The 23,071-nt window shown below is 64.1% G+C and carries 21 protein-coding genes and 1 pseudogene; 15 read left to right on the forward strand and 7 right to left on the reverse strand.

From position 1 onward, the window contains the following. Positions 1-147 (forward strand): annotated as a pseudogene (locus AC1D34_RS14170) (IS630 family transposase); the annotation flags it as partial. Here the strand turns inward: AC1D34_RS14170 and AC1D34_RS14175 are convergent. After that, on the reverse strand, positions 136-600 hold the full coding sequence (locus AC1D34_RS14175; protein ID WP_476824548.1) for a hypothetical protein: 465 nt from the start codon (positions 598-600) through the stop codon (positions 136-138). The pseudogene AC1D34_RS14170 and the gene AC1D34_RS14175 overlap by 12 nt on opposite strands. A gap of 542 nt (positions 601-1,142) precedes the next feature. Between AC1D34_RS14175 and AC1D34_RS14180 the strand changes: the two genes are divergently transcribed. Genes AC1D34_RS14180 through AC1D34_RS14190 form a run of 3 tightly spaced genes read left to right on the forward strand, consistent with a single transcriptional unit; the run spans position 1,143 to position 4,092 of the window. Beyond that, a complete protein-coding gene (locus AC1D34_RS14180) occupies positions 1,143-1,613 on the forward strand; it encodes a HamA C-terminal domain-containing protein (RefSeq protein WP_476824549.1) in 471 nt (156 codons plus the stop codon). Continuing rightward, the gene (locus tag AC1D34_RS14185; protein WP_476824550.1) at positions 1,610-1,978 is read left to right on the forward strand and encodes a Hachiman antiphage defense system protein HamA; all 369 of its coding nucleotides are present in this window, start codon (positions 1,610-1,612) and stop codon (positions 1,976-1,978) included. The genes AC1D34_RS14180 and AC1D34_RS14185 overlap by 4 nt, the downstream gene beginning before the upstream one ends. After that, complete coding sequence (locus tag AC1D34_RS14190; RefSeq protein ID WP_476824551.1) at positions 1,975-4,092, forward strand: DEAD/DEAH box helicase; 2,118 nt, start codon at positions 1,975-1,977, stop codon at positions 4,090-4,092. Before AC1D34_RS14185 ends, AC1D34_RS14190 begins: the two co-directional genes overlap by 4 nt. A gap of 1,044 nt (positions 4,093-5,136) precedes the next feature. Here AC1D34_RS14190 and AC1D34_RS14195 read toward each other — a convergent pair. The 3 genes from AC1D34_RS14195 to AC1D34_RS14205 form a co-directional block, all read right to left on the reverse strand. Further along, complete coding sequence (locus AC1D34_RS14195; protein WP_476824552.1) at positions 5,137-5,997, reverse strand: alpha/beta hydrolase; 861 nt, start codon at positions 5,995-5,997, stop codon at positions 5,137-5,139. A gap of 11 nt (positions 5,998-6,008) precedes the next feature. Beyond that, positions 6,009-7,700: an amidohydrolase gene (locus AC1D34_RS14200; protein WP_476824553.1), complete on the reverse strand. Its 1,692-nt coding sequence runs from the start codon at positions 7,698-7,700 to the stop codon at positions 6,009-6,011. Positions 7,701-7,778: 78 nt separating this feature from the next. Next, positions 7,779-8,597, reverse strand: a complete 819-nt coding sequence (locus AC1D34_RS14205; protein WP_476768731.1) for a GntR family transcriptional regulator — start codon at positions 8,595-8,597, stop codon at positions 7,779-7,781. Positions 8,598-8,668: 71 nt separating this feature from the next. Here AC1D34_RS14205 and kynU point away from each other — a divergent pair, with 71 nt between their 5' ends. From kynU to AC1D34_RS14225, 4 genes are all read left to right on the forward strand, one after another. Continuing rightward, a complete protein-coding gene (gene kynU, locus AC1D34_RS14210) occupies positions 8,669-9,931 on the forward strand; it encodes a kynureninase (protein WP_476824554.1) in 1,263 nt (420 codons plus the stop codon). A gap of 126 nt (positions 9,932-10,057) precedes the next feature. Continuing rightward, complete coding sequence (locus tag AC1D34_RS14215) at positions 10,058-11,164, forward strand: amino acid ABC transporter substrate-binding protein (protein ID WP_476824555.1); 1,107 nt, start codon at positions 10,058-10,060, stop codon at positions 11,162-11,164. A 1-nt stretch (position 11,165) separates the two neighbouring features. After that, positions 11,166-12,341 (forward strand): amino acid ABC transporter permease, encoded by a 1,176-nt coding sequence (locus AC1D34_RS14220; RefSeq protein ID WP_476824556.1) that lies wholly within the window; start codon positions 11,166-11,168, stop codon positions 12,339-12,341. Further along, a complete protein-coding gene (locus tag AC1D34_RS14225; RefSeq protein ID WP_476824557.1) occupies positions 12,338-13,384 on the forward strand; it encodes an amino acid ABC transporter permease in 1,047 nt (348 codons plus the stop codon). Before AC1D34_RS14220 ends, AC1D34_RS14225 begins: the two co-directional genes overlap by 4 nt. Positions 13,385-13,502: 118 nt before the next feature. Here the strand turns inward: AC1D34_RS14225 and AC1D34_RS14230 are convergent, their stop codons facing one another. Beyond that, positions 13,503-14,957 carry a S1C family serine protease gene (locus AC1D34_RS14230; RefSeq protein WP_476824558.1) on the reverse strand — a complete coding sequence of 485 codons (1,455 nt, stop codon included), beginning with the start codon at positions 14,955-14,957 and terminating at the stop codon, positions 13,503-13,505. Positions 14,958-15,190: 233 nt separating this feature from the next. Further along, complete coding sequence (locus tag AC1D34_RS14235; RefSeq protein WP_476824559.1) at positions 15,191-16,357, reverse strand: GGDEF domain-containing protein; 1,167 nt, start codon at positions 16,355-16,357, stop codon at positions 15,191-15,193. A gap of 161 nt (positions 16,358-16,518) precedes the next feature. Between AC1D34_RS14235 and AC1D34_RS14240 the strand changes: the two genes are divergently transcribed. The 7 genes from AC1D34_RS14240 (at position 16,519) to AC1D34_RS14270 (ending at position 22,021) form a co-directional block, all read left to right on the forward strand. Further along, the gene (locus tag AC1D34_RS14240) at positions 16,519-17,103 is read left to right on the forward strand and encodes an RNA polymerase sigma factor (protein ID WP_476824560.1); all 585 of its coding nucleotides are present in this window, start codon (positions 16,519-16,521) and stop codon (positions 17,101-17,103) included. Position 17,104: 1 nt separating this feature from the next. Beyond that, positions 17,105-17,902 carry an anti-sigma factor family protein gene (locus AC1D34_RS14245; RefSeq protein ID WP_476824561.1) on the forward strand — a complete coding sequence of 266 codons (798 nt, stop codon included), beginning with the start codon at positions 17,105-17,107 and terminating at the stop codon, positions 17,900-17,902. Between the two features lie 101 nt (positions 17,903-18,003). After that, positions 18,004-19,332: a sulfite oxidase gene (locus AC1D34_RS14250; protein WP_476824562.1), complete on the forward strand. Its 1,329-nt coding sequence runs from the start codon at positions 18,004-18,006 to the stop codon at positions 19,330-19,332. 2 nt (positions 19,333-19,334) lie between these two features. Next, positions 19,335-19,682 (forward strand): hypothetical protein, encoded by a 348-nt coding sequence (locus AC1D34_RS14255; RefSeq protein ID WP_476777315.1) that lies wholly within the window; start codon positions 19,335-19,337, stop codon positions 19,680-19,682. Positions 19,683-19,694: 12 nt separating this feature from the next. Continuing rightward, positions 19,695-20,084, forward strand: coding sequence for a c-type cytochrome (locus AC1D34_RS14260; protein ID WP_441508331.1), 390 nt, complete (start codon positions 19,695-19,697; stop codon positions 20,082-20,084). A gap of 314 nt (positions 20,085-20,398) precedes the next feature. Then, a complete protein-coding gene (locus AC1D34_RS14265; protein WP_441508332.1) occupies positions 20,399-20,926 on the forward strand; it encodes a 2'-5' RNA ligase family protein in 528 nt (175 codons plus the stop codon). A gap of 168 nt (positions 20,927-21,094) precedes the next feature. Continuing rightward, complete coding sequence (locus tag AC1D34_RS14270; RefSeq protein WP_441508333.1) at positions 21,095-22,021, forward strand: LysR family transcriptional regulator; 927 nt, start codon at positions 21,095-21,097, stop codon at positions 22,019-22,021. Here the strand turns inward: AC1D34_RS14270 and AC1D34_RS14275 are convergent. Then, positions 21,972-22,706 carry an SDR family oxidoreductase gene (locus AC1D34_RS14275; RefSeq protein ID WP_441508334.1) on the reverse strand — a complete coding sequence of 245 codons (735 nt, stop codon included), beginning with the start codon at positions 22,704-22,706 and terminating at the stop codon, positions 21,972-21,974. The two genes, AC1D34_RS14270 and AC1D34_RS14275, sit on opposite strands and share 50 nt — an antisense overlap. Positions 22,707-23,071 lie beyond the last annotated feature (365 nt).

Here is a 23,071-nt window from a genome sequence, read left to right on the forward strand (position 1 = left end):
CATTCCGTCGTCGACCTGCAGGCCGCCATCAACCGCTTCATCAAGGAGCACAACCGGGAACCACGCCCGTTCCTATGGAAAGCCGATCCCGACCACATCATCGCAGCCGTTAGGCGCGGGCATCAAACGTTGGAATCAATCCACTAGAACATTGCAGCTATCTGGACGCTTTACCTCAAATGTAACGACGTCAAATTCGTAGCCGATCGTCCAAGCAAATTTTTTATGTGAAACCAGTGTAAAATCCGGGCGGGTCCAGCGCCCCGCAATTTTGCTATCCCTTCGCGCAGTCTCTTCAATGTAAAATTCGTTCTCATGGAATTTATCGTCTAGCCAAAGTGCTTTCAGGCCGATCTCAACCGCAGGATAGAAACGTTCTTCGTTTATTACGAAATCCTTTTCTACAGAAAAAAAATTGTAATCACCTTTTTTGATGAATTTTCCACTGCAGCCGAAATCAAGTGCCGCCTGAGCCGAATTTTCAGTAAGTTGAAGCTGATTTTTGATCTTTGTCTTTGACATCGGTTCGCCATGGGCGGTGATTAGGCGAACAATCCGATCAAGATTGAAGGCGCATTCAAGCGAAGGTTTCTCCGGCAAGTGATCTCGCTCCATTTGTGTTCACGATGAAATCTCGGCGGTAAATTCTTGGTTTGCAAGCCTCGTTCAGGGGGCGGCAGGCATTCGATTCGCGGAATGCGAGATATTCGAATGTCGTCAATCAGGCGGCTCTAGGTCAATCGTGGCGGGGCCCTGCGCGAGAATTTCGTTCTGATCCTAGCTGTCGGTCATCTGGGTCATAGGGAAGCTCTCTTCTTCATTGCTTTGGTAGCGGCTGCTACCTTCCCTTTGCTGTGAATGATTGATTGTAGCGGGCGCCCTGCAGATGCGGTCGGGGATCGGGCATCAAACGCGCTCAGGCGGATTTCGACGAATGAAAGGCCCTCATCCGGCGAGCGTGGTTTGCTTCGATGTTCTTGTTATGTTCCTGATGTTGTGCGAATGTTAGGTACGACGTCGGTGAGCGTCATGGTTGGCAATTCTGGGCCTGGCGTTGGGGAAGCGCATGATTGTAAACCGCAGGAAATACGCGTTACGATCGAATCAGCAGTACTCACGCCTGAAGCGAGCGAACCGCCCGGATGCCAGTAGAATACCCCGACGCTTTTCTGGCTGTCCGGGTGGATCATCTCGACCTGAGTCCACCCTTTGCCGCCCTCTGCGCTGGATACGATGGGGGGAGCTGGCGTGCGGATCGACTCGCAGACCACCTTTTCCAGTGGCTCCCGTTTGCAGCGTTGAACCAAGAGCATCAGCTCGCGTTTGCTGCGCACAACTTTGTCGAAATGCTCCGGCTTGCGGCTGCGCATATCTACAGTACGAAGAAGACCGAATCTCGGGGCGAGTTAGGCGAGTTGCTTCTTCATATCGCGTGCATTGTTCACTTCAAGACTGTGCCAGTGGTGTGCAAGCTCGTGCTTAAGAGTTCAGCCAACGATACCGTGAAGGGGTTTGATGGTATTCACCTTCTGCCGTTGGATGATGGTTTCGAGATTTGGCTTGGCGAGTCCAAGTTCTATCGTGATCCGATGCTGATGCTGTCGAGTCGGTGAAGGATCACCTTCTTCCGGCGTTTCTGACCGCAGAGAAGGCAATGATCTTCGGCCATATTGGCAGGGACATTCCACACCGTGATGCGGTTGCAAAGCTCTTTAAATCACAAACGTCCGGGGATGAATTGTTGAAGCAGGCGGTTTTCCCCATTCTTATCGCCTATGACAGCGCGGCCGCCGCCTCTCACCAGAGGGTGTGCGATGAATACAAATGTTCCTTAGAATCTGAGCTTTCAGGACTAAGGGATTATTTTCACGGAAGGGTTGAGGGGCTCACGGTCCGCTTTCGGCTGATTTTCGTACCGCTGAACGATAAGGCCGCCGTCGTCAGAAGCTTCGACGCTAAGTTGGGAGCGTTCTGTTGAGCGTCTTGGAGCAATTGAGGGCAATACGTCCAGGTGATGTCCTGTCGTCGGATACGGTTTTCGATGCGATATTCGCCGCCGGCTCCACTCTCGGGGAGATCGACCGGGAGGATGACGGTGCGCTGGAGATCGCAATTCGCCTCCTAGAGGCGCGCAGAATGAACCAGTTGCCTCAGTCGTGCGTCAAAGCAGTTGAAATGCTTGTGGAGGAGTGCGGGCTATATCCCTATGTCAATCAGGGTAATTTTAACCTATTTACACAGTCTATAATCGAAGCGCATGCGGTTGAATTTGATGGAAAGATGTATTTGCATTCCAAACAGATGCAGATACTACTTTGGCTTTTGGCCGGTGACAACGTCATTCTTAGCGCTCCTACGAGCTTCGGAAAGAGCGTTCTTGTCGACGCACTTCTTTCGCGTACGAAACCTAAAACCGTGGTCATGATTCTGCCGACCATCGCCTTGATTGATGAGACAAGGCGTAGGCTAACGAGGAGGTTTGGGAGTCATTACGCAATTACGACTACTGTAACAGATCGTTATGAGCCTAAGGTGCCGACTATTTTCGTTCAGACGCAAGAACGGTTTTTGCAAAGAAAAGATATCGAAAAGATAGATTTGCTGTTTGTRGATGAGTTCTACAAGCTTGATCCGTCTCGAAAAGACGAAAGATACGAGACGTTAAATTTAGCTGTCTATAAGGCGCTCCCTAAATCGAAACAATGTTTTATGGCGGGGCCACACATAACGGGGATCGAGCTTGGAGAAAGATGGCGCGGCAATTTCCGCTTCTTACAGACAGACCACCGTACTGTAACGGTAAATGTGTTCGATCGATCAGCGAGAGCTGATAAGCTGAATGCGTTCATTGATGATATTAAAGGTGTTGGAGACGAAAGTTCTATCGTCTTCACAAAGTCGCCTGCATCCGCCCATCAACTTATGGACGACGTGATCGAAGCTGGAGTGTGGTATCCGTCAGAATTGGGTGACTCCCTCGGAAAATGGATTGCTGCCAACTACCATTCGGAATGGCCGGTCGCTAAGGGTACCGAGGCTGGGATAGCCGTACACCATGGACGGCTACCTCGCGCCTTGGGTCAACTCTTCGTTCAGCTCTTTGATGATGGGAAAATAAAGGCACTCATCTGTACGTCGACCCTCATCGAGGGGGTGAACACCTCCGCCGCGAACGTCTTCATCTTCGACAAGAAAATCAATCGAACAGACTTTGATTTCTTCTCGTTTGCTAACATCAGAGGTCGGGTCGGTCGCATGATGCGACACTTCGTGGGGCGGGCATTCCTCTATCACGAGGCGCCAGAGGAGATCGAGACCCGGGTGGATGTGCCGGTGCTGTCTGATCCCGGGAACTCCACGGACTATATTGTGATGAACGTGGATGCGGCGAATTTGTCCAGGCCCGGCAAAGAGCGCCAAGCGGCATTGCCGGTATCCACTGGATTGAGCGGCGCTCTCCTACGCGAGCACGGGGGAATCGGTGTCGAGTTACTGGTCCGGGTGTTCGATCGAGTTAAGGAGATAATTGTCACAACGCCTCAGCTCCTGGTTTGGACCGGGTTTCCCGAGAAGGAGCAGAGGATCGCCTTAGCCGAGCTTGTGCTAATCTTTGTCCATGCAAGGCGCGACCAAACTGGGCTTCGTACCCCAAAGCAGATTGCCTGGGCCTGGTCTCAGCTCGCGACAATTGGCTCGTTGCCAAGGTTCCTGAATTGGTTCGCGTCCACATTTGGCAGAGGCGACATACCCACTGGAATTGACGAAGGATTTCGCTTTCTTCAGGCGTGCGAGTTTTCGTTTCCTAGATATCTTTCTGCTATCGAAGCTCTCGTTCGACATGCCGGGCCTCATCTTGAACCGAACTACAGTGCCTATGTTGTAGGGTTGGAGAATTGGTTTCGGCCCCCATGGATGAAACAGCTAGATGAGGCAGGCATTCCGCTACCGTTGGGGGAGCGACTTCGGCGCCATCTAGATGAACCGGCCGATCGATCCGAAGCGATGCAGCAAATTCTAGCCCTGAATGTCGATCGTCTGGAAGGTTTTGACAAAATCGATAAATTGATCGTCCGAATGTCAATTGCGAACTAACAGTTCACGGAGCGTTCGCGAGACAATTGCCACATGACGAGTCTTTTGCGATGTTAACGGGCGCTCCAAATGCTGTTGTGAGTGCGGACGTTTCCGATATTTCAGTCGTTCGCTGTCGGGCTGCCCAAGGTGGGCTTTCCCAGAGTTTGGAAAGAGGTAGCTTTAGTCACTAGGCGCTGATCGCCAGATGTCGCAGCTGGATCGAAACGGGCCTCACAGACACCATCCCGGTGATGTTTGCTTCTGAGCCGGAGCCTCGGCACAGCTACTGGCACACGGGGCCGGCACGACGGGGGCAGGGTTCTGCGCGGCGGTGGTCCGCGCTCTACTTGTCGGGCCTCCCGCCTTTCGGTTTGCTTCAGCCGATCGAGGTCCATCGTCGAGCCCTTGGATACCAAAGCAAGGGCATGGCCTAGGCCAGTTTGACAGCGCGTCCCGAAAGCGTGGCTGAAGCGGGATTCGCTCCGAAATCCGTGATCGCGTGCGGCAGGACGGTGTTCCCGATGGACAGGGCGGATATCGCCGAGCCTGAGGGCGGCTGGCGACCTTCCCGCAATGGCGCCATCCGCGCCCCGTCAAGCCGCCTCGAAGACCCCCGTCGCCCCGGCCACCTGAATGCGGTTCCGTCCGAGCGCTTTTGCATTGTAGAGCGCGAGGTCGGCGGCCGAGAGCAACTCGGGGAGGGCGGTTGCGTTCGATGGGCTTCGGCCAGCCCGATGCTGACCGTGGCCCGTCATCTTCAAGCCATCGGATCGCGCCGCGCGTTCGGCAAATCCCCTGGCGACAGCCTCGGCGATCCGGCTTGCTGCCAGACTGCCTGGCCGGGCAGCGGGATCGCAAACTCGGCGCCGCCCAACCGGCCGATGACCCCGTCCGCGCCGGCGATGTCGCGCGACACCGCAGCTGAAGATGATCGACCTCTCAGCCAAGCTTGCTGCCGGCCGCAGAGCGCCTCGACGCGTTCACGCCAGCAGCAAGCGCAGGGCCGGCCGATTGACGGGCCGGTTCGCGCAGGCCGGGAACGCGACCGGGAGACGCAAGACATCAGACGGCTTTCATCAGCGCGTCGAAGATCGGGCTGTCCTGCGCAGCCAGCATGCGGCTGACCTCGAAATGGTTCTGCCCTTCGGCGCGCAGCAGCTGCGTTGCCTTTCCCGCCTTCTGCAGGCTTGCGTGGAAGGTCGTGGCGTGGCGCCGGTACTCGTCGGTTTCAGCCTCGCCATAGGTGACGAGAACGGGGCAGGTCAGCGCCTCCACATGGCGGATCGGGCTGAACGCCGCGATCTCGGCTGGGTTGAGGCCGAGATAGCGCCCGCGCGCGCTGAGCATCGGCCCTTCCAGATCGTAGGCGCCGCTGGCACAGAGCGCGCCCGCGACCATGCCGGGCGCGATGCGATGCTGCGTCTCGGCGGTGAGCGCGGCCGAGACGAGATGCGCCCCCGAGGAATGGCCGATCACGAACAGGCGTGCGGGGTCGAACCCGAGCGCGGTCGCGCGCAGGGCGAGCCAGCTTATGCCGCGCTGGACCTGCATCACCATCTCCGGCAGGCGGACGGCGGGAATGCTGGCGAAGTCGAGCACGGCGAAGTTCATTCCGGCGGCCACGAAGGCTTCCGCCGCAAAGGCGCTGTCCATCCGGTCGAGCATGCGCCAGGCGCCGCCATGGACATAGACGACGAGGGGCGCCCGCTTTGAGGCCGCCGGGAACAGGTCGATCCGCTCGGCCGGCCCCGCGCCATAGGCGAGCGGGCGGCACGTGAGGTTTCGATGCGCAATGAGGCTCGCCTCGCGGTACCAGGCGATGATCTCGTCGGCATTGGCGGCCCAGGCGCCCTGATTGTAGTTCAGGTCGAGCCGGGCCTGATCATAGTCGAGAAAGACGGGTTTCGTCGGCAGTTCGGTCATGGCGGCCTCCCTCAGCGCCCACTGCTGCCGTCCGCGCGATGGACGATCTGCCCGTCGACGACAGTCAGGAGCGACTCGATCCGGGCGATCTCGTCGGGTGCGCAGCGCAGCGGGTCGGCCGAGAGCGCGGCCAGATCGGCGAGCTTGCCGATGGCGATGCTGCCCCTCTCGCCCTCCGCGAAGATCAGCTTCGCGCCGCCGAGCGTCGCGCATTCCAGCGCCTCTTCGCGCGTCAGCGCCTGTTCCGGGGAGATGACGGCGCCTGTCCGGTCGCGTCGGTTGACCGCATGGGCGATCGAGTGGAACAGGCTGAGCGGGGCGTTGTCGCTGCCGAACGAAATCGGCACGCCGGCCTCGCGCAGGGAGCGCAGCGGCACGATCTCGCCAGCCCGCTCGCGCCCGAGCTTTTCGACCAGCTCGCTGCCGCGCTTGTAGATATAGGCGGTCAGATGCGTGGTCACGGCCAGCCCGAGATCGGCAACCTGCTTCACCTGGTCCGGCGTCAGGCTGACGACATGGCCGAGCACCCAGCCCTGGCCGGCGAGCGGGACGATCCTGTCCACCTCGGCGAAGAGGTCGAGCATATTGGGCAGGATGCCGACCGCCCGGATGCCATTGCGCGCGGCTTCGATCAGCACCGTCTTCAGGGCGTCGCGCGGCAGCGACGAATTATAGTGGAAGCCGGCCCAGCCCGTCTGCGGAAAGGCTGCGCTGCGCAGCTCCCGCTCCACGGAATCGTCGATCTCGCCGTAGAGCCCTGCCATGCCGAGCCAGGCGTCGCCCAGTCCCCGGCCGGCGAGCCAATGGCCCCAGGAGGTGAGCAGGGCCCGGCAATCCTCTGCCGATGTCGAGGGCCAGGCCGGGCTGAAGATCATCGATGCCCGCACCGTCTGGCGGCCCTCGGACCGGACCTGCCGATAGGCGTCGAGTACCTCGGCGGCAATGCCGTGGCCCTCGAACACGCTGGTCGTGCCCGCGCGGTTGTAGAGGTTCATCGAGGCGGCGAGCGCGCTGGCCCGCTCGCTGGCGGAGAAATGCGGCGCCCGGCGCATCAGGCTGAGTTCGACCACCGGCATCTTGTTGGTCTCGACGAAGATGCCGTTCGGCTCGCCCGCGGCATCGCGGCAGATCTCGATCGACGGGGCCGGCGGCGGCGTCGCGGCATCGATGCCGGCCAGCCGCAGGGCGCGGCTGTTGGCGATCGAAACCAGCGGCAGGCTCGAGCGCCAATAGCCCCAGATCGAGCGGATATAGACCGGGTTGTCGGGCGCGGCGCGGTCGAGGTCCCAGCGGTCGGGGAAGCGATGTTCGGCGATTCCAGCCAGCACGCTCTCATAGCTGGGCGGGATGCCGATCGGCATGGTGATGATCCACTCGCCCGGCTTCTTCTGCCGTGCGATCTCGGCGATGCGCGCGACGATGTCCTCGATCGAACGGCAATCGGCGAGCGAGGGCAGCACGCTCTTCAGGCCTTCGCGGTCGAGATGGGCATGGCCATCGATGAGGCCGGCGGTGACGGTCTTGCCGGCGAGATCGACATGCTCCGTCTCAGGCGAGGCCAGGGCGGCGATCTCGCTCGAACTCCCGAGCGCGACGATCCGGTTTCCCGCGATGGCCAGGGCCTCGCAGGGCCCCGATTCACCGAGAACCCGGCCATTGACCAGAACGAGCGGCGGGCTGGCGCCGGGAAGAGCGGACGGCATGGAGATCCTCATCAAGGCTGGGCCCGGTGTGACCGGCGACGGGGTGGACGGGCGGGAAGGGCGGGAAAGCGCCTGGGGTCAGGACGCGGGGCCGGGGGCGCCGTCGAGATCGGAGGCGACGAAGACCTTGCGGGTGAATTCGATATGCTCGTCGAGCAGCCTGACGGCGCGATCGACGTCATGGTCCAGGGCCGCATTCATCAAGGCGGTGTGGGGCTCGAGCGCCAGCGCATCGCGCAAGGCCGCGAAGGCGGGGCTGTCCTGCCATGGCGTGCCCGCCGCGCTGTGCGAAAGCGCGGGCGCGATCGACAGGATGCGGTGATGCCGGCGCAGCTGATCCTTGATCTGCACGTAGAAGCGCATCAGCCAGCGCGACGTGCAGGCGGCCAGCAGGGCGAGATGGAACGCCTCGTGGCGCTCTTCCCAATCGCTGATGACCAGCTCTTCCGGCTTTTCCACCGGCGGCGTGCAGCGCGAGAGCCGGAAATGGGCGGCGACCAGCGCGGTCTCCCACGCCTCGTCGCCATTGGCGATGGATTCCGCCAGCATCGGCAGCTCGACCAGGCGCCGGGCCCTGGTCAGGTCGCTCAACTCCTCCAGCGAGACGGGCGCGACCGCGTAACCCTTGTTGGCGCTGGAGGTGACCAGGCGCTCGGCCTCAAGGCGCGACAAGGCCTCGCGCAACGGGGTCCAGCCGATGCCGTAGGCCTCCCGCATGGCGCCGAGCTTCAGCGGCGCACCCGGCCGCAGCCGCGTTTCGAGGATCTCCTGGCGCAGCGTCCGGTAGGCGGTTTCGGTCTTGGTGGCGACGTCGGTTTCGTCCATTGGATCCTCGCATGCTACCGGCAATATATATAATATGACGCGATTGGCAAAATTATATATATCAATTGACATCTTCGATATCGGTCTCGATAGTCCCCGACAGATGGGCCGCGCTGGCGGCATCGGCTATGAGTGGAGGCGAGATGAACCTGGCATCGCTGGACAGGGCAGGGGTGGCGTCCGAGATCGCGCGGCGCGACGGCGCCGATCCGCTGGGGCACCTGCGCGCCCGTTTCCATCTGCCTGCGGGCGCGATCTATCTGGCCGGCAATTCGCTCGGCCCGGCGCCGGTGGCTGCCTTCAGCGACATGGCGGTCGCCATGCGCGAGGAATGGGCGGAAGGGCTGGTGCGCAGCTGGAACGATGCCGGCTGGTTCGCCCTGGTCAATACGCTGGGCGACCGTCTGGGGCGTCTGATCGGCGCGGCGCCAGGGCAGACGGTGGTGTGCGATTCCGTCTCGGTGAATGTCTACAAGGCGCTGCATGCCGCGCTCGCGCTGCGCCCCGATCGCAATGTCATCGTCGCCGAAGGCGGCAGCTTCCCCACCGATCTCTATGTCGCCGAAGGCGTGGCGGCCGGGCGGCCCGATCTCGTCCTGAAGCTCGAGGGCGTCGACGCCCCGCGGATCGAGGATCTGGTCGACGAGCGCACCGCGGTCGTGCTGGTCAACCATGTCGACTACAAGACCGGCGAACTGCGCGACATGGCGGCGCTCAACCGGCTGATCCACGCCAAGGGCGCCGTCGCGGTCTGGGACCTCTGCCACAGCGCCGGCGTCGTGCCGGTCGATCTCGACGGCGCGGGAGCCGATCTCGCGATCGGCTGCACCTACAAATACCTGAACTGCGGTCCGGGCGCCCCGGCCTTCATCTATGCGGCGGCGCGTCATCACGATGCCCTGTCGCAGCCGCTCTCCGGCTGGTGGGGCCATGCCGCCCCCTTCGCCTTCGAGCGCGGCTACCGGCCGGCAGGTGGCATCCAGCGCCTGCTGTGCGGAACGCAGCCGATCCTGTCCATGCGCGTCGTCGACGCCGGCCTCGCCGCGATCGAGGATGTCGAGATGTCCGCACTGCGGGCCAAGAGCCTCGCGCTGACCGATCTGTTCATGGAGCTGGTCGAGCCGGTCTGCCGCGCCCATGGCGCCACAATCGTCACGCCGCGCGCTCATGCGGCGCGCGGCAGCCAGGTCTCGATCACCTCAGACAACGGCTATGCCGTCGTGCAGGCACTGATCGCGCGCGGCGTCATCGGCGATTTCCGGGCCCCGGACATGATGCGCTTCGGCTTCGCGCCCGCCTATCTCGGCTATGCCGATATCGAGCGCGCCGCGCAGGCCTTCAACGACGTCATGACCTCGGGGATCTGGCGCGACGAGCGTTTCGCCAAACGGCGCGCCGTGACCTGACGACGCCGCGATACGGCCAAGAGCAAGAGCGCAGCCGGCGAAGCCCGCGCATGCGCCGGTCAAAAAAGAGAGCGCAAGTCCGCAAGCCGTTTGCAGCGGCGAGCGGCGGTTCCAGGGGAGGGACACGTGAAGACTCTGTTCAAGGCAGGATTCGTCAAGGCAGGATTCGTCAAGGCAGGAATCGTCAAGGCAGGACTCGTCAAGTCTGGGCTCATGAAATCGGGCCTCGCCGCAGCCGCGCTGGCGGCGGCCGCGACATTTTCCGCTGCGGCCCAGGCCGGGCCGACGCTCGATGCCATCCGCAAGCGCGGCGAAGTCACCTGCGGGGTCAGCACCGGCATCGGCGGCTTCTCGATCGCCGACAGTTCGGGCCGCTGGACCGGGCTGACGACCGATTTCTGCCGGGCGGTCTCGGCGGCGGTGCTCGGCGATGCCGCACGGGAGAAGTTCGTCCCGCTCAGCCCGCAGCAGCGCTTCACGGCCCTGCAATCGGGCGAGATCGACATGCTCACCACCGTCGCGACCTGGACGCTGACACGCGACGCCTCGCTCGGCCTGCTCTATGCCGGCGTCTATTTCTACGACGGCCAGGGTTTCCTGGTGCCGAAATCGCTCGGCCTGAAGAGTGCGCTCGAACTGGACGGCGCCAGCATCTGCACCGCCACCGGCACGACGAGCGAGCTCAATCTCGCCGATTATTTCCGGGCCAACGGCAAGAAATTCACGCCGGTCGTGTTCGAGGCCCAGAACGAGGCGCGGGCCGCCTTTTTCAGTGGCCGCTGCCAGGCCTTCTCTGCTGACATGTCCTATCTGTCCTCGGTCAGGGCTTCCGACGCACCCAATCCCGACGAATGGCAGATCCTGCCAGACATGATCTCGAAGGAGCCGCTCGGGCCGGTCGTCGGCCGCAACGACCTGGAATGGTTCACCGCCGTCAAATGGGTCCTGATGGCGCTGATCGAGGCGGAGGAGAAGGGCATCACCGCCGCCAATGTCGACCAGATGAAGGAGAGCGCGAACCCGGAGATCAAGCGCCTGCTCGGCGTCACCGGCGATATGGGCCAGAGACTCGGCCTCGACCCGKGTTGGGCCTATCGCGCGATCAAGCGGGTCGGCAATTACGGCGAGATCTTCGAACGCAATGTCGGCCCCAGGACGGCTCTGCGCATGGAGCGCGGTGCCAACGCGCTCTGGACAAAGGGCGGGCAGATGTACGCCATGCCGACGCGCTGAGATGAGCGCCGTCGCGATCGCGCCGACGCGCCTGGCGAGAGGCTGGAACGACCCGTCCTTTCGGGCCCTGGCGACGCAGGTGATCGTGCTGGCCGTGCTGGCCGGCACCATCGCCTTCCTCGCCACGAACCTCGTCGGCAATCTGGAGGCGCGCTCGATCCGGACGGGCTTCGGCTTCGTCTGGCAGGCGGCCGGCTTCGAGATCGGCCAGAGCTTCATCGCCTACAGCGCCAGCGCGAGTTTCGGCCGGGCGCTGTTGGTCGGTCTGCTCAACACGCTCGTGGTTGCCGTGCTCGGGATCGTGCTGTCGACGCTTGCCGGCTTCGTCGTCGGCATTGCCAGCCTGTCGCGCAATCCCCTCGTCAGCCCGCTGGCCAGGCTCTATGTCGAGCTCGTCCGCAACACGCCGCTGCTGCTGCAGCTCTATCTCTGGTATGCGGTGCTGACCCAGATGCTGCCGGCCGCATCGGCCGCGCCGCAGCTGCTTCCCGGTGTCTATCTCGCCAAGAGCGGCCTGCATTTCCCGGTGCTGCAGCWTGGCGCCGACCTCATCCTCGTGGCGGTGATCGTCGGCCTCGTCGCCTTCGCCGGCCATGGCCTGTGGGCGCGGCGCCGGGCGGAGCTGACCGGCGCGCCCGCGAAGCTCTGGCCCGGATTGCTGCTGCTCCTGCTGCCGCTTGCCGCCGTGGCGCTCGATCTCGCCGCGACGACTTCCTTCGACATGCCGCGGCCGACCCGCTTCGGCTTCTCCGGCGGCGGCATGATCACGCCGGAACTGACGGCGCTCCTGATCGGGCTGTCGCTCTACAACGCCGCCTTCATCGGTGAGATCCTGCGTGCCGGGATCCTGTCGGTCAGCCGCGGCCAGCGCGAGGCCGCTGCTGCGCTGGGGCTGACGCAGGGCCAGGCGCTGCGCCTGGTGGTGATCCCGCAGGCGATGAAGGTCGCCGTGCCGCCGCTCGCCAGCCAGTATCTCAATCTGGCCAAGAACACCTCGCTCGCCATCGCGATCGGCTATCCCGACCTGATGTCGATCGGGAACACGATCATCAACCAGACCGGCCAGGCGGTCGAGGTCATCGCGATCCTGATGAGCGTGTACCTCGCGCTCAGCCTCGCGATCTCGGGCTTCATGAACTGGTACAATAGCCGCGTCGCGCTCAAGGGGGCGTCATGAGCGCCGCCGCCCCTTCGGTGCGGGAGCGCCTGTTCGGCAGCATCGGCAACACGTTGCTGACGGTCGTGATGCTCGGCCTCTTCGTCACCTACGTCCCGTCGCTGCTGCGCTGGGCCGTGTTCGATGCAACCTGGTGGGCGGCGTCTCCGGCGACCTGCCGTGCCATGGGCGGGGCCTGCTGGGCCTTCGTCCACGAGAAATTGCGGCTGATCCTGTTCGGCCGCTACCCGTTCGAGGAGCAGTGGCGACCATTCGCAGCCTTGCTGCTGACCATCACGCTGGTGCTGGCGAGCTGCTCGCTGCGCTTTGGGGTGCGGGCCGTCATCGCGGGCTGGCTGCTGGGGATCCCCGCCGTGATCGTCCTGATGCGCGGCGGCGTGCTCGGCCTGTCCTTTGTGGCGACCGATCTATGGGGCGGGCTGCCGCTGACGGTTTTCCTCGCGGTCGGCGGCATCCTCGGTGCATTCCCGCTCGCCATTGCGCTGGCACTCGGACGGCGCTCGCAACTCGGCATCATCAGGGGCGTCTGTGTCATGTTCATCGAAATGGTCCGCGGCGTCCCGCTGGTCAGCGTGCTGTTCATGGCCTCGTTCATGATTCCGCTCTTCCTGCCGGGAAAGCTGCAGGTCGATGCTCTGCTGCGTGCCCTCATCGCCATCACGCTGTTCAGCGCGGCCTATCTGGCGGAAGCCATCCGCGGCGGCCTGCAGGCCGTGCCCGCCGGGCAGGAGCAGGCGGCCAAGGCGCTCGGGCTCGGCTATTGGCAGACATCGTTGCTGGTTGTCGTGCCGCAGGCGCTGCGCCTTGCCGTTCCGGCGATCGCCAACCTGTTCATTGGCCTGTTCAAGGATACGTCGCTCGTCGGCATCGTCGGCCTGACCGACCTCCTGCTCGCAACCAAGCAGGCGCTGGGCGATCCGCAATGGCGCAGCTTCTCGCTCGAAGGCTACCTCTTCGTCGCTCTGCTCTATGTCGCGTTCTGCTCCTTCATCTCGCATTACAGCCGCGCGCTGGAGACGCGCCTGCAACGCCAGGCTGGGTAGGGTCTCGCAAGCCGCAAAGGGGAAGGACGGACCATTCAAGCCTGCGTCCGCGCAGGTCATCTCTCGGCCTTCCCTCCGGGAGCTCTCGTCGGCGGACCGCCTTGATCCCGCTTGGAGACTACCGACAGGTAATGAAGACGCTCGCCTTCTTCGCCCGCTCGGCAAGATCGGCGGGGTCCAGCTTCTCTCCCGGCACCCCGACGTCAAATGCGATCTGATTGGCATCCAGAAAGCTCGCCGCCAACGACGCCTTCACGGCGAAGTTGACGTTCTGTGGAAGGTCGCCTTGCGACTCGGCCAGCTTGATCGCATCGAGCTTTGCGGTGACCACGCCCACGACATTGCCCGAAGCATCGACGAGCGGGCCACCTGAGTTCCCCGATTGCACCGGGGCAGAGACCTGAAGATACCGGCTGTCATCCCGAAGGCCCGCCAGCGCCGTGACGTTGCCCAGCGTGAAGTTTCCTGTCGTCGCCAGCAGGTCAGTATGTGGAAATCCAAAGGTCGCGATGCCTTCTCCCAACCGGACACTGGCTCGAATGGGGAGGGTGCGCTCCACGGGCCCCGCCAGCTTCAACACCGCAAGGTCGTTGATCGCGTCCCGCGCGAGCACCTGAGCGGGACCGGGAGTGCCGGCGTCCGGCCGCGCTGTGATGGTCGTGCACTCCTTGACGACATGGGCATTGGTCAGAATGTGCCCAGCCTTCGAGACGAAGAAACCTGAGCCGCTCGATCCGCTTTTCTTTGGCGGTTCGGCGCTGGCCGGAGGCGGTGTTGGTGTTGGAGCCGGGGCAGGGGTCGGGAGGCTGGCGACCTCAGGTTCGCTCTTCTCCCACGGATATCCCCCGCGTTTCACGGTGGGGAATGGCGCTCCCGTCATGGATGCCCAAAGGGACCCGGAAATGACCGTGACGAGCCGATTTCCGAAGACGGGTGCGTCATCGTCAGACCACGACATATCGAAGCCGAGAATGCCCCCGGCATCGGCATGGTAACGGACGTAGCGGCTGTACCTGCCTTGGTTCCCCGTAATGACGAAGAAATCGCCCTTCAGGACTTTGAAGTTGATGTGGTCGCCGCTTCGGACCATCTCCCGCAAAGTGACGTCGTAGGCGGTTTTCACGTCTATTGTCGGGTAGGAGTTGAACAAAAGCTTGAATCTGTTGCGCGGCTCCTTGATCTCGACGCCGCGCTCGGTCCGAAAGGCGGCAAGGTCGAGTCCTATCGGGACCCAAATTGAGCGGCCGCGGGTTGGATGGGGGACCCAGCGTAACCCCCAGCCCTTCAGTACCGAGGAGGCCGACGCAAGCATTTGCCCCACCTGGGCCTCGGTGAGGATGCCATTGGGGGCTTCTCCGCGTGCTCGCTGGAGGTCTTTGGTGGCTTCAAAGAGCCGCCGGGAGAAATTTACGTTGGGTACTGCGGGCCAATGCCCCGCGCTCGTCAGGAAGACCTGAAACCAGAGTCGGGTGTTGAGCTCGAGGCTCAAGAAGGCCCGCTCAGCCTCCCTGAAATTGGGGTCATAGGTTTGCGCGGCAGCTGGCCTGAACGCGGCCAGCAGCGCCAATACCACAGCGATTACTCGCGAACGCATACCCAACCCAGCCCCTCGACGAATTCTAATCTACGGTACGGTTGGGAGAGGTTAAGTCAACGCGCGGATCGACATAGCGTTAGTGCGCAGCTGCGCGCCTCGCTCACACGCGCAATTCGGCGGGACAGCACGCTGGTCCCGGCGGGCCCACGGATATCGTCGACCTTGAAAGCGTTCGGCAGCCTCGCCGCCATTCGGCCATCCGCACCCCGTCAAGCCGCTTCGGACACTCCCGTCGCCCCGGCCACTTGAATGCGGTTCCGTCCGAGCGCTTTTGCCTTGTAGAGGGCGAGGTCGGCGGCCGAGAGCAGCTCGGCGAGGGCGGTTGCGTGCGAGGGGGCTTCGGCCAGCCCGATGCTGACCGTGGCGGTCATCTGCAAGCCATCGCTTCGCGCCGCGCGTTCGGCAAATTCCCTGGCCACAGTCTCGCCGATCCGGCTTGCCGCTGCGCTGTCCTGGCCGGGCAGCAGGATCGCAAACTCTTCCCCACCCAAGCGGCCGATGACCCCGTCCGTGCCGGCCATGTCGCGCGCCACTGCGGCGAAGAGTTTGAGCACCGCATCGCCGGCGTCATGGCCATAGCGGTCATTGATCGCCTTGAAATGATCGAGATCGAAGGCGAGCAGCGAGACCGGCCGCTGCGCAGCGCCATCCCGCAGGGCCCTGGCGCCATGCTCGAAAAAACCCTGGCGGTTGCGCAGCCCGGTGAGGAAATCGGTCCGGGAATCGGCCAGGAGCTGCGCCTGATATTCCTCGCGGATCAGAGCAATCAAGGCCATCGGCATCGCGACCGTGAAGAGCACGGCCTCGTACATCGTGACCTTGGCGAGAACCGGCAGCAGGCTCTCCCCGTAGGTTGTGACGAGCACAGGCGCGACAGTCGCGCGCAGGAAATAGAACAGGCCGTGGCAAACGAAGACCCCGACCGCGATCGGCCGGGATCGCAGGGGCTTCACAGCGCGGCTGCGCAACAGGACAAGCGCCGTCAGGCCGCAGATCGCGGCGATCGGCAGCGAGCCGACATAGGTCCAGAAGAACACCGGAAACTCTTCGCCGCCGATGGCCCAGGCAGCGGCCAGGACAATGAGCACTGCGGCGCAGCGGCCGATGCGTACGCGCTCGTCGAGGCATCTGACGCCCTGGAGAACCAGGAGGTAGCCGAGAACCATGACGATATTGGTGAGGGCTGGGCCGGTGATGCCGGGAAACGCCTCGCGCCTCATGACCAGCAGGCAGCCAATGGCGAACGCGACATAGCCGGCGGCCCATATTCCGAGTGGGCGCGAGCGCTGGGCATGCGCCTTGCGCTCCCAGAGCGTCATCGCTGCGGCGACCAGCGAGATTCCAACGGTCAAGTACCAGAGGGTCGGAAGGTCCATGTTCATCGCGTCATTGGGACCTGGCCTCTGGCACGTCAGGCGAGGTCGGGAGGGTCCTTTATGGCAGCGTCACTCCTTTCATGTGCTGGAAAGGAATTAACATTTGTTGAGCTTGACGGCGCACCTCGCGTCATCATCCGAGCCTGAAACCCGGCCGAGTCTTGAGAAGCCCGGGAGCCTCTGCGATAGGATGGGGCCTGAAAGCCATCGCGGAGGGGCCGATCCTGCGTATCGTCGTCGAGCGTGCCCTGCGCCGGAACTGGGATCGGCTGTTCTTCTATGCGCTGCGGCTGAGCGGCAGCCGGGACGCGGCGGCCGATCTGCTGCAATCCTGCGCCATGAAGGCCCTCGACGCATCGCCGCCCGAAGAGGACGACCGTCTCCGGCCCTGGCTCTTCACGATCCTGCGCAATCTCTGGATCGACGAGCATCGCCGTGGGCAGGCCTCCGTGCTCGCTGCTGCGGAAGCGGAAGCGCCCGAGGGCGGGTATTGGCGCCATCATGACAGCCTGATCGCCGAGATCACCGTGCGCCAGGCGCTCGAGCGGCTCGATCCGTCGCATCGCGACATCCTCGAACTGATCGATCTCGCCGGCTTTCGCTATGGCGAGGCAGCCGAGATTCTCGGCATTCCCCAGGGGACCGTGATGAGCCGGATCAGCCGCGCGCGGGCAGCGCTGCTGGAGGCGATCGAGGGCGGCAATCTCCGCGTCCTGCCGCTGCGCCGCCGCCAGGCGGGTGGCTGACATGACCGGGCGCGAAACCATCTCCTGGGATCTGCTCAACGCCTATGTCGATGGCGAGCTGGAGCCGGCCGAGGCGGCCAAGGTTGCAGCCGCGATCGCGGCCGATCGCGAGACCGCCGCCAAGGTCGCGACGCTGACGCATCTGCGCGCCACCATGCGTGCCGTATCCCCGCAGGAGGAAGCGCCGGCCTTCGCCTTGCCGGAACCCCCGCCGCCAACACGGCTGAAACCCCGGCCATGGCTGCAGGTAGCGGCCGCGCTGCTCATCGCCTGCGGGCTCGGCGTGGCCTGGTTCGGCCTGTATCGCACGGACCCCGCAGAATCGCCGCTGACCGCGGCGGTTGCCGCGCATCGGCTCTGGCTCGCTAAGGTTCCCGCCGCCCAGGCGCCGCGCCTCGGCGTCGAACTGGCAGGCGCCGATTTCGCTTCCCTGCCGGATCTGTCGCTCGCCTCCCTGCGCCTCGTCCATCTCTCGCTCGACCCCGCCGTGCGGCGCGGTGGCGGCGTGCTTGCCGGCTATGTCGGGCCCAATGGCTGCCGCGTCAGCCTGTGGATCGCGCCGGTCGATAACAGCCTGCCGGCGCGACCGGCCGTACGGGATCGCGAGGGTTTCGCGATCCGCGCCTGGCACGGTCACCATGCGAGCTACGCCTTGATCGGGCAGGGCATCGATCCCGCCCGCCTCGACGGCATTGCCGCGCTCGTCGCCAGGCTGACCGAGGATGAACGCAGCATCCCGCGGGAGCAGATCGCGGCGCTGGCCGAGGCGCGCAGCCTCCGGCCTGCTTGCATCGGCTGACGGGTTTTTTCGCGCGGCCAGAATATTTTTCTCGACCTGGAATAAACCGCATCGGCCCGGCGTCGTCTCCAGCGAGGAACATGTCCTCGGGAGAAAGCACCATGTTGGAAGACGTCCAGGCGCGGGATGCCGCCGCCGAACCGCATCACGATTCAATCTCCGAACGCTCCACCGCCCCACGCGCATCGCGACGCCTCCTGCTCGGCGGCAGCCTGGCAGCGCTTGGCGCCTCGCTTGGCGGCCTGCCGCGCCTCTCGATCGTATCGCCGGCCGCCGCCCAAGGCGCTCCTGCTGCCGCGCCCGCAGCCGCCCCGCCAAAGGGCCCGCAGCCCTTCGATTTTCCGGGCAAGGACAAGGGCCTGGTGCTGCTCGGAGACCGGCCGCTCGTCGCCGAGACGCCGGAAAGCCTGCTCAATGACGACACCACGCCGATCTCGAAATTCTTCATTCGCAATAACGGCCAGATCCCCGAGCCGGTGGCGAATGCCGAGACCTGGCAGCTGAAGATCGAGGGCGAGGTCGAGAAGCCGCTGACCCTGACTCTGGCCGAGCTGAAATCTCGCTTCGCGGCACAGACCTTCCGGATGGTGCTGGAATGCGGCGGCAATGGCCGTTCCTTCTACCAGCCAGCCGGGCGCGGCAACCAATGGACCAATGGCGGCGCCGGTTGCGCCGAATGGACCGGGGTGCGCCTCGCCGATGTGCTGAAGGCCGCGGGTCTCAAAGCCGGCGCCAGGTTCACCGGCCATTTCGGCGCCGATCCGCATCTCTCCGGCGACACCACCCGGGATGCGATCTCGCGCGGCATGCCGATCGAGAAGGCGCTCGAGCCGCATTCGCTGATCGTCTGGGCCATGAACGGAGAGCCGCTGCCGCATATCCATGGCGGCCCGTTGCGCCTGCTCGTCCCGGGCTGGCCGGCCTCACTCTCGTCGAAATGGCTGAACCGCATCCTGGTGCGCGCAACCCCGCATGACGGGCAGGGCATGGGCGGAACCTCCTACCGCATCCCGACCGTGCCGCTCATTCCCGGGTCGAATACCGACGGCAAGACCAATTTCACCGACATGACCTCGATGCCGGTGCGCTCGATCATCACCGCGCCCGCCAATGGCACGCGCCTGCCGGCTACTACCCGCGAGGTCGCCCTGCGCGGTGCCGCCTGGGCCGGCGATCACGATGTCGCCAAGGTCGAGGTCTCCTTCGATGCCGGCCAGCGCTGGCAGGCCATGACGCTGGCGAAGCCGAAGAACCGCTATGACTGGGTGCGCTGGACCGGCGCGGTGACCCTGCCGAGCGAGGGCTATTTCGAGCTCTGGGTCCGCGCCACGGATTCCCGCGGGGTTGCCCAGCCGCATGTCGCGACCAACTGGAACCCGCAGGGCTACGGCTCCAACCCGTTCCACCGCACCGCGATCCTGGTCGGTTGACGATGGCCGCGCTTCACTCGCTCCGGATGGCCGCTCTTGCGGCCATCCTCCTCGCCCCCGCCGGCAGTTTTGCCCAGGAGGAGACGCCCGAGTCGCTGCCGGATTTCCGCGGCCGCGACGAAACCTTTGGCTACTGCATCGGCTGCCATTCGATGAAGGTCGTCGGCCGCCAGGGCATGGATCGCGTCCGCTGGGACGAAACCCTGAACTGGATGACCGAGAAGCACAGCATGCCGGCGCCCGATCCGGAGATGCGCGCGATCCTGCTCGACTATCTCGCCCAGGCTTTTCCGCCGAAGGCTCCGGCCCAGAGCGGCGGTTGGGTCAGTCCCTTCGCGCCCAAACCATAGGACTCCAACGATATGAAGCTTGCCTCACTGCTGGGGGCCGCGCTGCTCGCGGCCGCCGCCCAGCCCGCCCGTGCCCAGGATGCCGCCGCCGGCGAGAAGGTCTATGCCCAGTGCCGCGCCTGCCATCAGCTCGGCGAGACCGCCAAGAACACGGTCGGGCCGATCCTCAACGGCGTGATCGGCCAGAAGGCCGGAACCCGCGAAGGCTATGGCTACAGCGCCGCGATGAAGGATTCCGGGCTGACCTGGGACGACGCCACCTTCGCCAACTACATCCAGAACCCGCGCACAAAGGTGCCGGGCACCAAGATGATCTATGCCGGACTGAAGGACGAGAAGCGCATCGCCGATCTGCTGGCTTTCCTCAAGCAGTTCGATGCGAGCGGAAAGAAGGGTGGGTGACGGAGCGCGCCCCGGTGCCCTCTAAAGCATCGGCCCGAAACGTGGATTGCGGTTTTCGGGACAGAGCCGGCGCAAATACAAAGGGTTAGATCATCTGACCGGATAGGATTTCCTGTCCTATGATCTAGCCCGGCCGCGCAGGTTGCAGCGCTTCGTGACGATGACGGCTGGATCGGCGCGCGCCTCGGGCTGGCCGGGGTAGGGCAAGGCACGGTCGCCGGGCCGTGGCGGGCATGACGCTCGAAGCCTTGCGGTCTCTCCGTCCCGCTTCTGCAGTTGCAGGAAGGGGCGAGGCGGGGCACACAGGCTGCAGCATGTTCGGCATCACCCTGCGCACGCAGGACCCTGCAAAGCCCTTCTGGGCGCTGGTCGACAAGGCCTCGGCCTTCGAGACCGCGCCCTCGATCCGCGCGCTCGGCTATTTCCCCCACATCACGCTGGCGCGCTGCCCGGCGATCGGGACATCCAGCCTCGCCGCCGCCGCGGAGGCGCTCGCGGGCGAACCGGCCTTCGCGCTGACCTTCGAGCGGATTGAATTCTTCGATACCGAGCCGCTGGTGCTCTGGCTGAATCCCAGCCTCGATCAGCGCCTGATCGAGGCTCACGCAAGGTTGCATGCACGTGTCGATCCCGCACTCTGCGACCCGCATTACCTCGCGGAGCACTGGAGGCCGCATCTGACGATCGCGATGGCGATCGGTGGGACACAGCGGGAGTCTGCTTTCGACTTCGCCAAGCGGCCGTTTGCGCCGTTCACGCTGACCTTCGATGTCGCGGATTGCCTGTCCTGGCCGCCGGTCAGCATCCTGCAGACGCGAACGCTGGATCAAGAGCCGGCTTAGCAATCGCGTGGATTGAATCGGATGCTCGGGCCCGCCTGCGGCGGTCCTCGCTGCACGGGGAAGAGCGGTGCAGCCTGCCCGTTTGCGGGTGATCGGAAGGGCGCGGCGGGTGGTCAGCAGGCGGCCGGCCGCGTAGCATATCGATGCACAATCGCGGACTGCATCGCCATGCTCTCAAGATCGCTCAAGACCTTCCTGACCGTGGCGCGAACGCTGAATTTCACCCGCGCCGCCGAAGAGGTTCATCTCGCGCAGTCGAGCGTGAGCGACCAGATCCAGGCCCTGGAAACTGAACTCGGGGTTGGCCTTTTCACGCGTTCGAGGCTCGGTCTGGAGCTGACGCCTGCCGGAAAAGTTCTCCAGCCCTATGCCGAGGAACTGACGCAACTGGCGGATGAAGCGCGGGCGGCGATGAGCGCGATCGCGGCGCACCCTGCCGGATCCGTCACCATCGGCGCGTTGGAGACCATCGCGTCGGCGAAGCTCCCGCAATGGCTTGCAGGCTTTTCGCGCAAGCATCCCGAGATCACGCTCACGATCAAGATCGGGAGCAGCGGAGAACTATTGAGGCAACTGGTGGATGGAGACATCGATGTCGCCTTCCGTTTCGACCAGCCGGATCTCGATGAACGTCTGGCCAGGCGTGCGATAGCGACGGCGCCCCTCGTCATCATCGGGTCCCCCGACAATCGCAGCGCGCTCCCCGGGGATCTTGCTGCATTCGCCGGCGCGCGCTTCATCGTCACCGAAGTTGGATGCGTCTATCGGCGGCTGTTCGACGAGGCTTTCGCTCAGGCGGGCCTCGCACGCCCGAGCCCCGCAGCCGAGGTCGGCAGCATCGCCATGATCGTGCGCCTGGTCGCGAGCGGGGCGGGCCTCGGCCTCGTCCCGCGCTTCGCCGTCACCGAGGCCCTGGAGCGCGGCGAGGTCGCGGACGCACCATGGCCCGGACCGCCGCCCTCGCTCTCGATGATATGGCGGCGCCGCCGCATCCAGCCCGCGGCGCTCAAGCATGTGCTGGCCGCCAGCGACAGTTTCGAACCGGTCAGATCAGCCGGTGTCCGCCCTCGACATGCAATACCGTCCCCGTCGTGAACCCGTTGCCCATCAGGAACCGAACAGCGTCCGCAATGTCATCGGGCTGACCGATCCGCCCAACCGGCAGGCGCTCGGCCATGGCGCCCAGCACCTCGTCCTTGCGGTCACCGGCGACGAAAGCCCAGATCGGCGTGTCGACCCAGCCCGGCGACACCGCATTGACGCGGATCGGCGCCAGTTCGACCGCAAGCGCCCGGACCAGCCCTTCCAGCGCCGCGTTCACGGCCGCCACCGCAGCCCCGCGGGCCGAGGGCCTGTAGGCGGCGATACCGGAGGTGAAGGTGAGCGAGCCATCGCGACCGATCTTCGAGACGCCATGCTTGGCCAGCAGCAGTGGCGCATAGATCTTGCTGTCCACGGCTCTCTGGACGGCCTTCAGGTCGAGTGCGGGCAGGAGTTCGTAAGCGCCCTCGATGTCAGCCACCGTGCAGACGACATGGTCGAGCGCGCCGACGCGCTCGAAGAGCGTCACCATCTGCTCTTCGCGGGAGACATCGGCAACGACGGCGGCGAGCGCCGCGGGAAAGCGGAGAGCCTCTTCGGCAGCCCGCAACCGGGCTTCATTGCGCCCGACGATGATGACTTCGGCGCCGGCGTCGAGGCAGTGCCGCGCCAGGGCCAGACCCATCCCGGATGCGCCTCCGGCGATGAGAACCTTCTTATGCGCGAGCGCCTTATCCATGATGATCGATCCCTTCGGGTTTTGAAACGTCGTCGGCAGACGTCGCAGGCCGGGCGGAGCTTTTGAAGCGGAATAAACCGATCGTGGTATCGGAAGCACCGATGCTTGGCCCTGCTAGATCACCGGACCGGATATCGTATCCAGTCCGGTGATCTAACCCTTTGTCTTTGCATCGGCTTTCCCGAAAACCGCAATCCACTTTTCGGGCCGATGCTTTAGCAGGCTGTTGAAGAAGTCGTCCTAGGGCGGGCGATGAAGGTGGAATCGTCACCGTTGTGGACGCGGATTTCGCCCTTGAGGGAGCCGTCCGTTTGAAGTTTGGCCCATCCGTCGCCCGAGACCTCGTCCATCTCATCATTGCCTTG

The sequence above is a fragment of the Allobosea sp. P1_A7 genome (genome assembly GCF_056406775.1).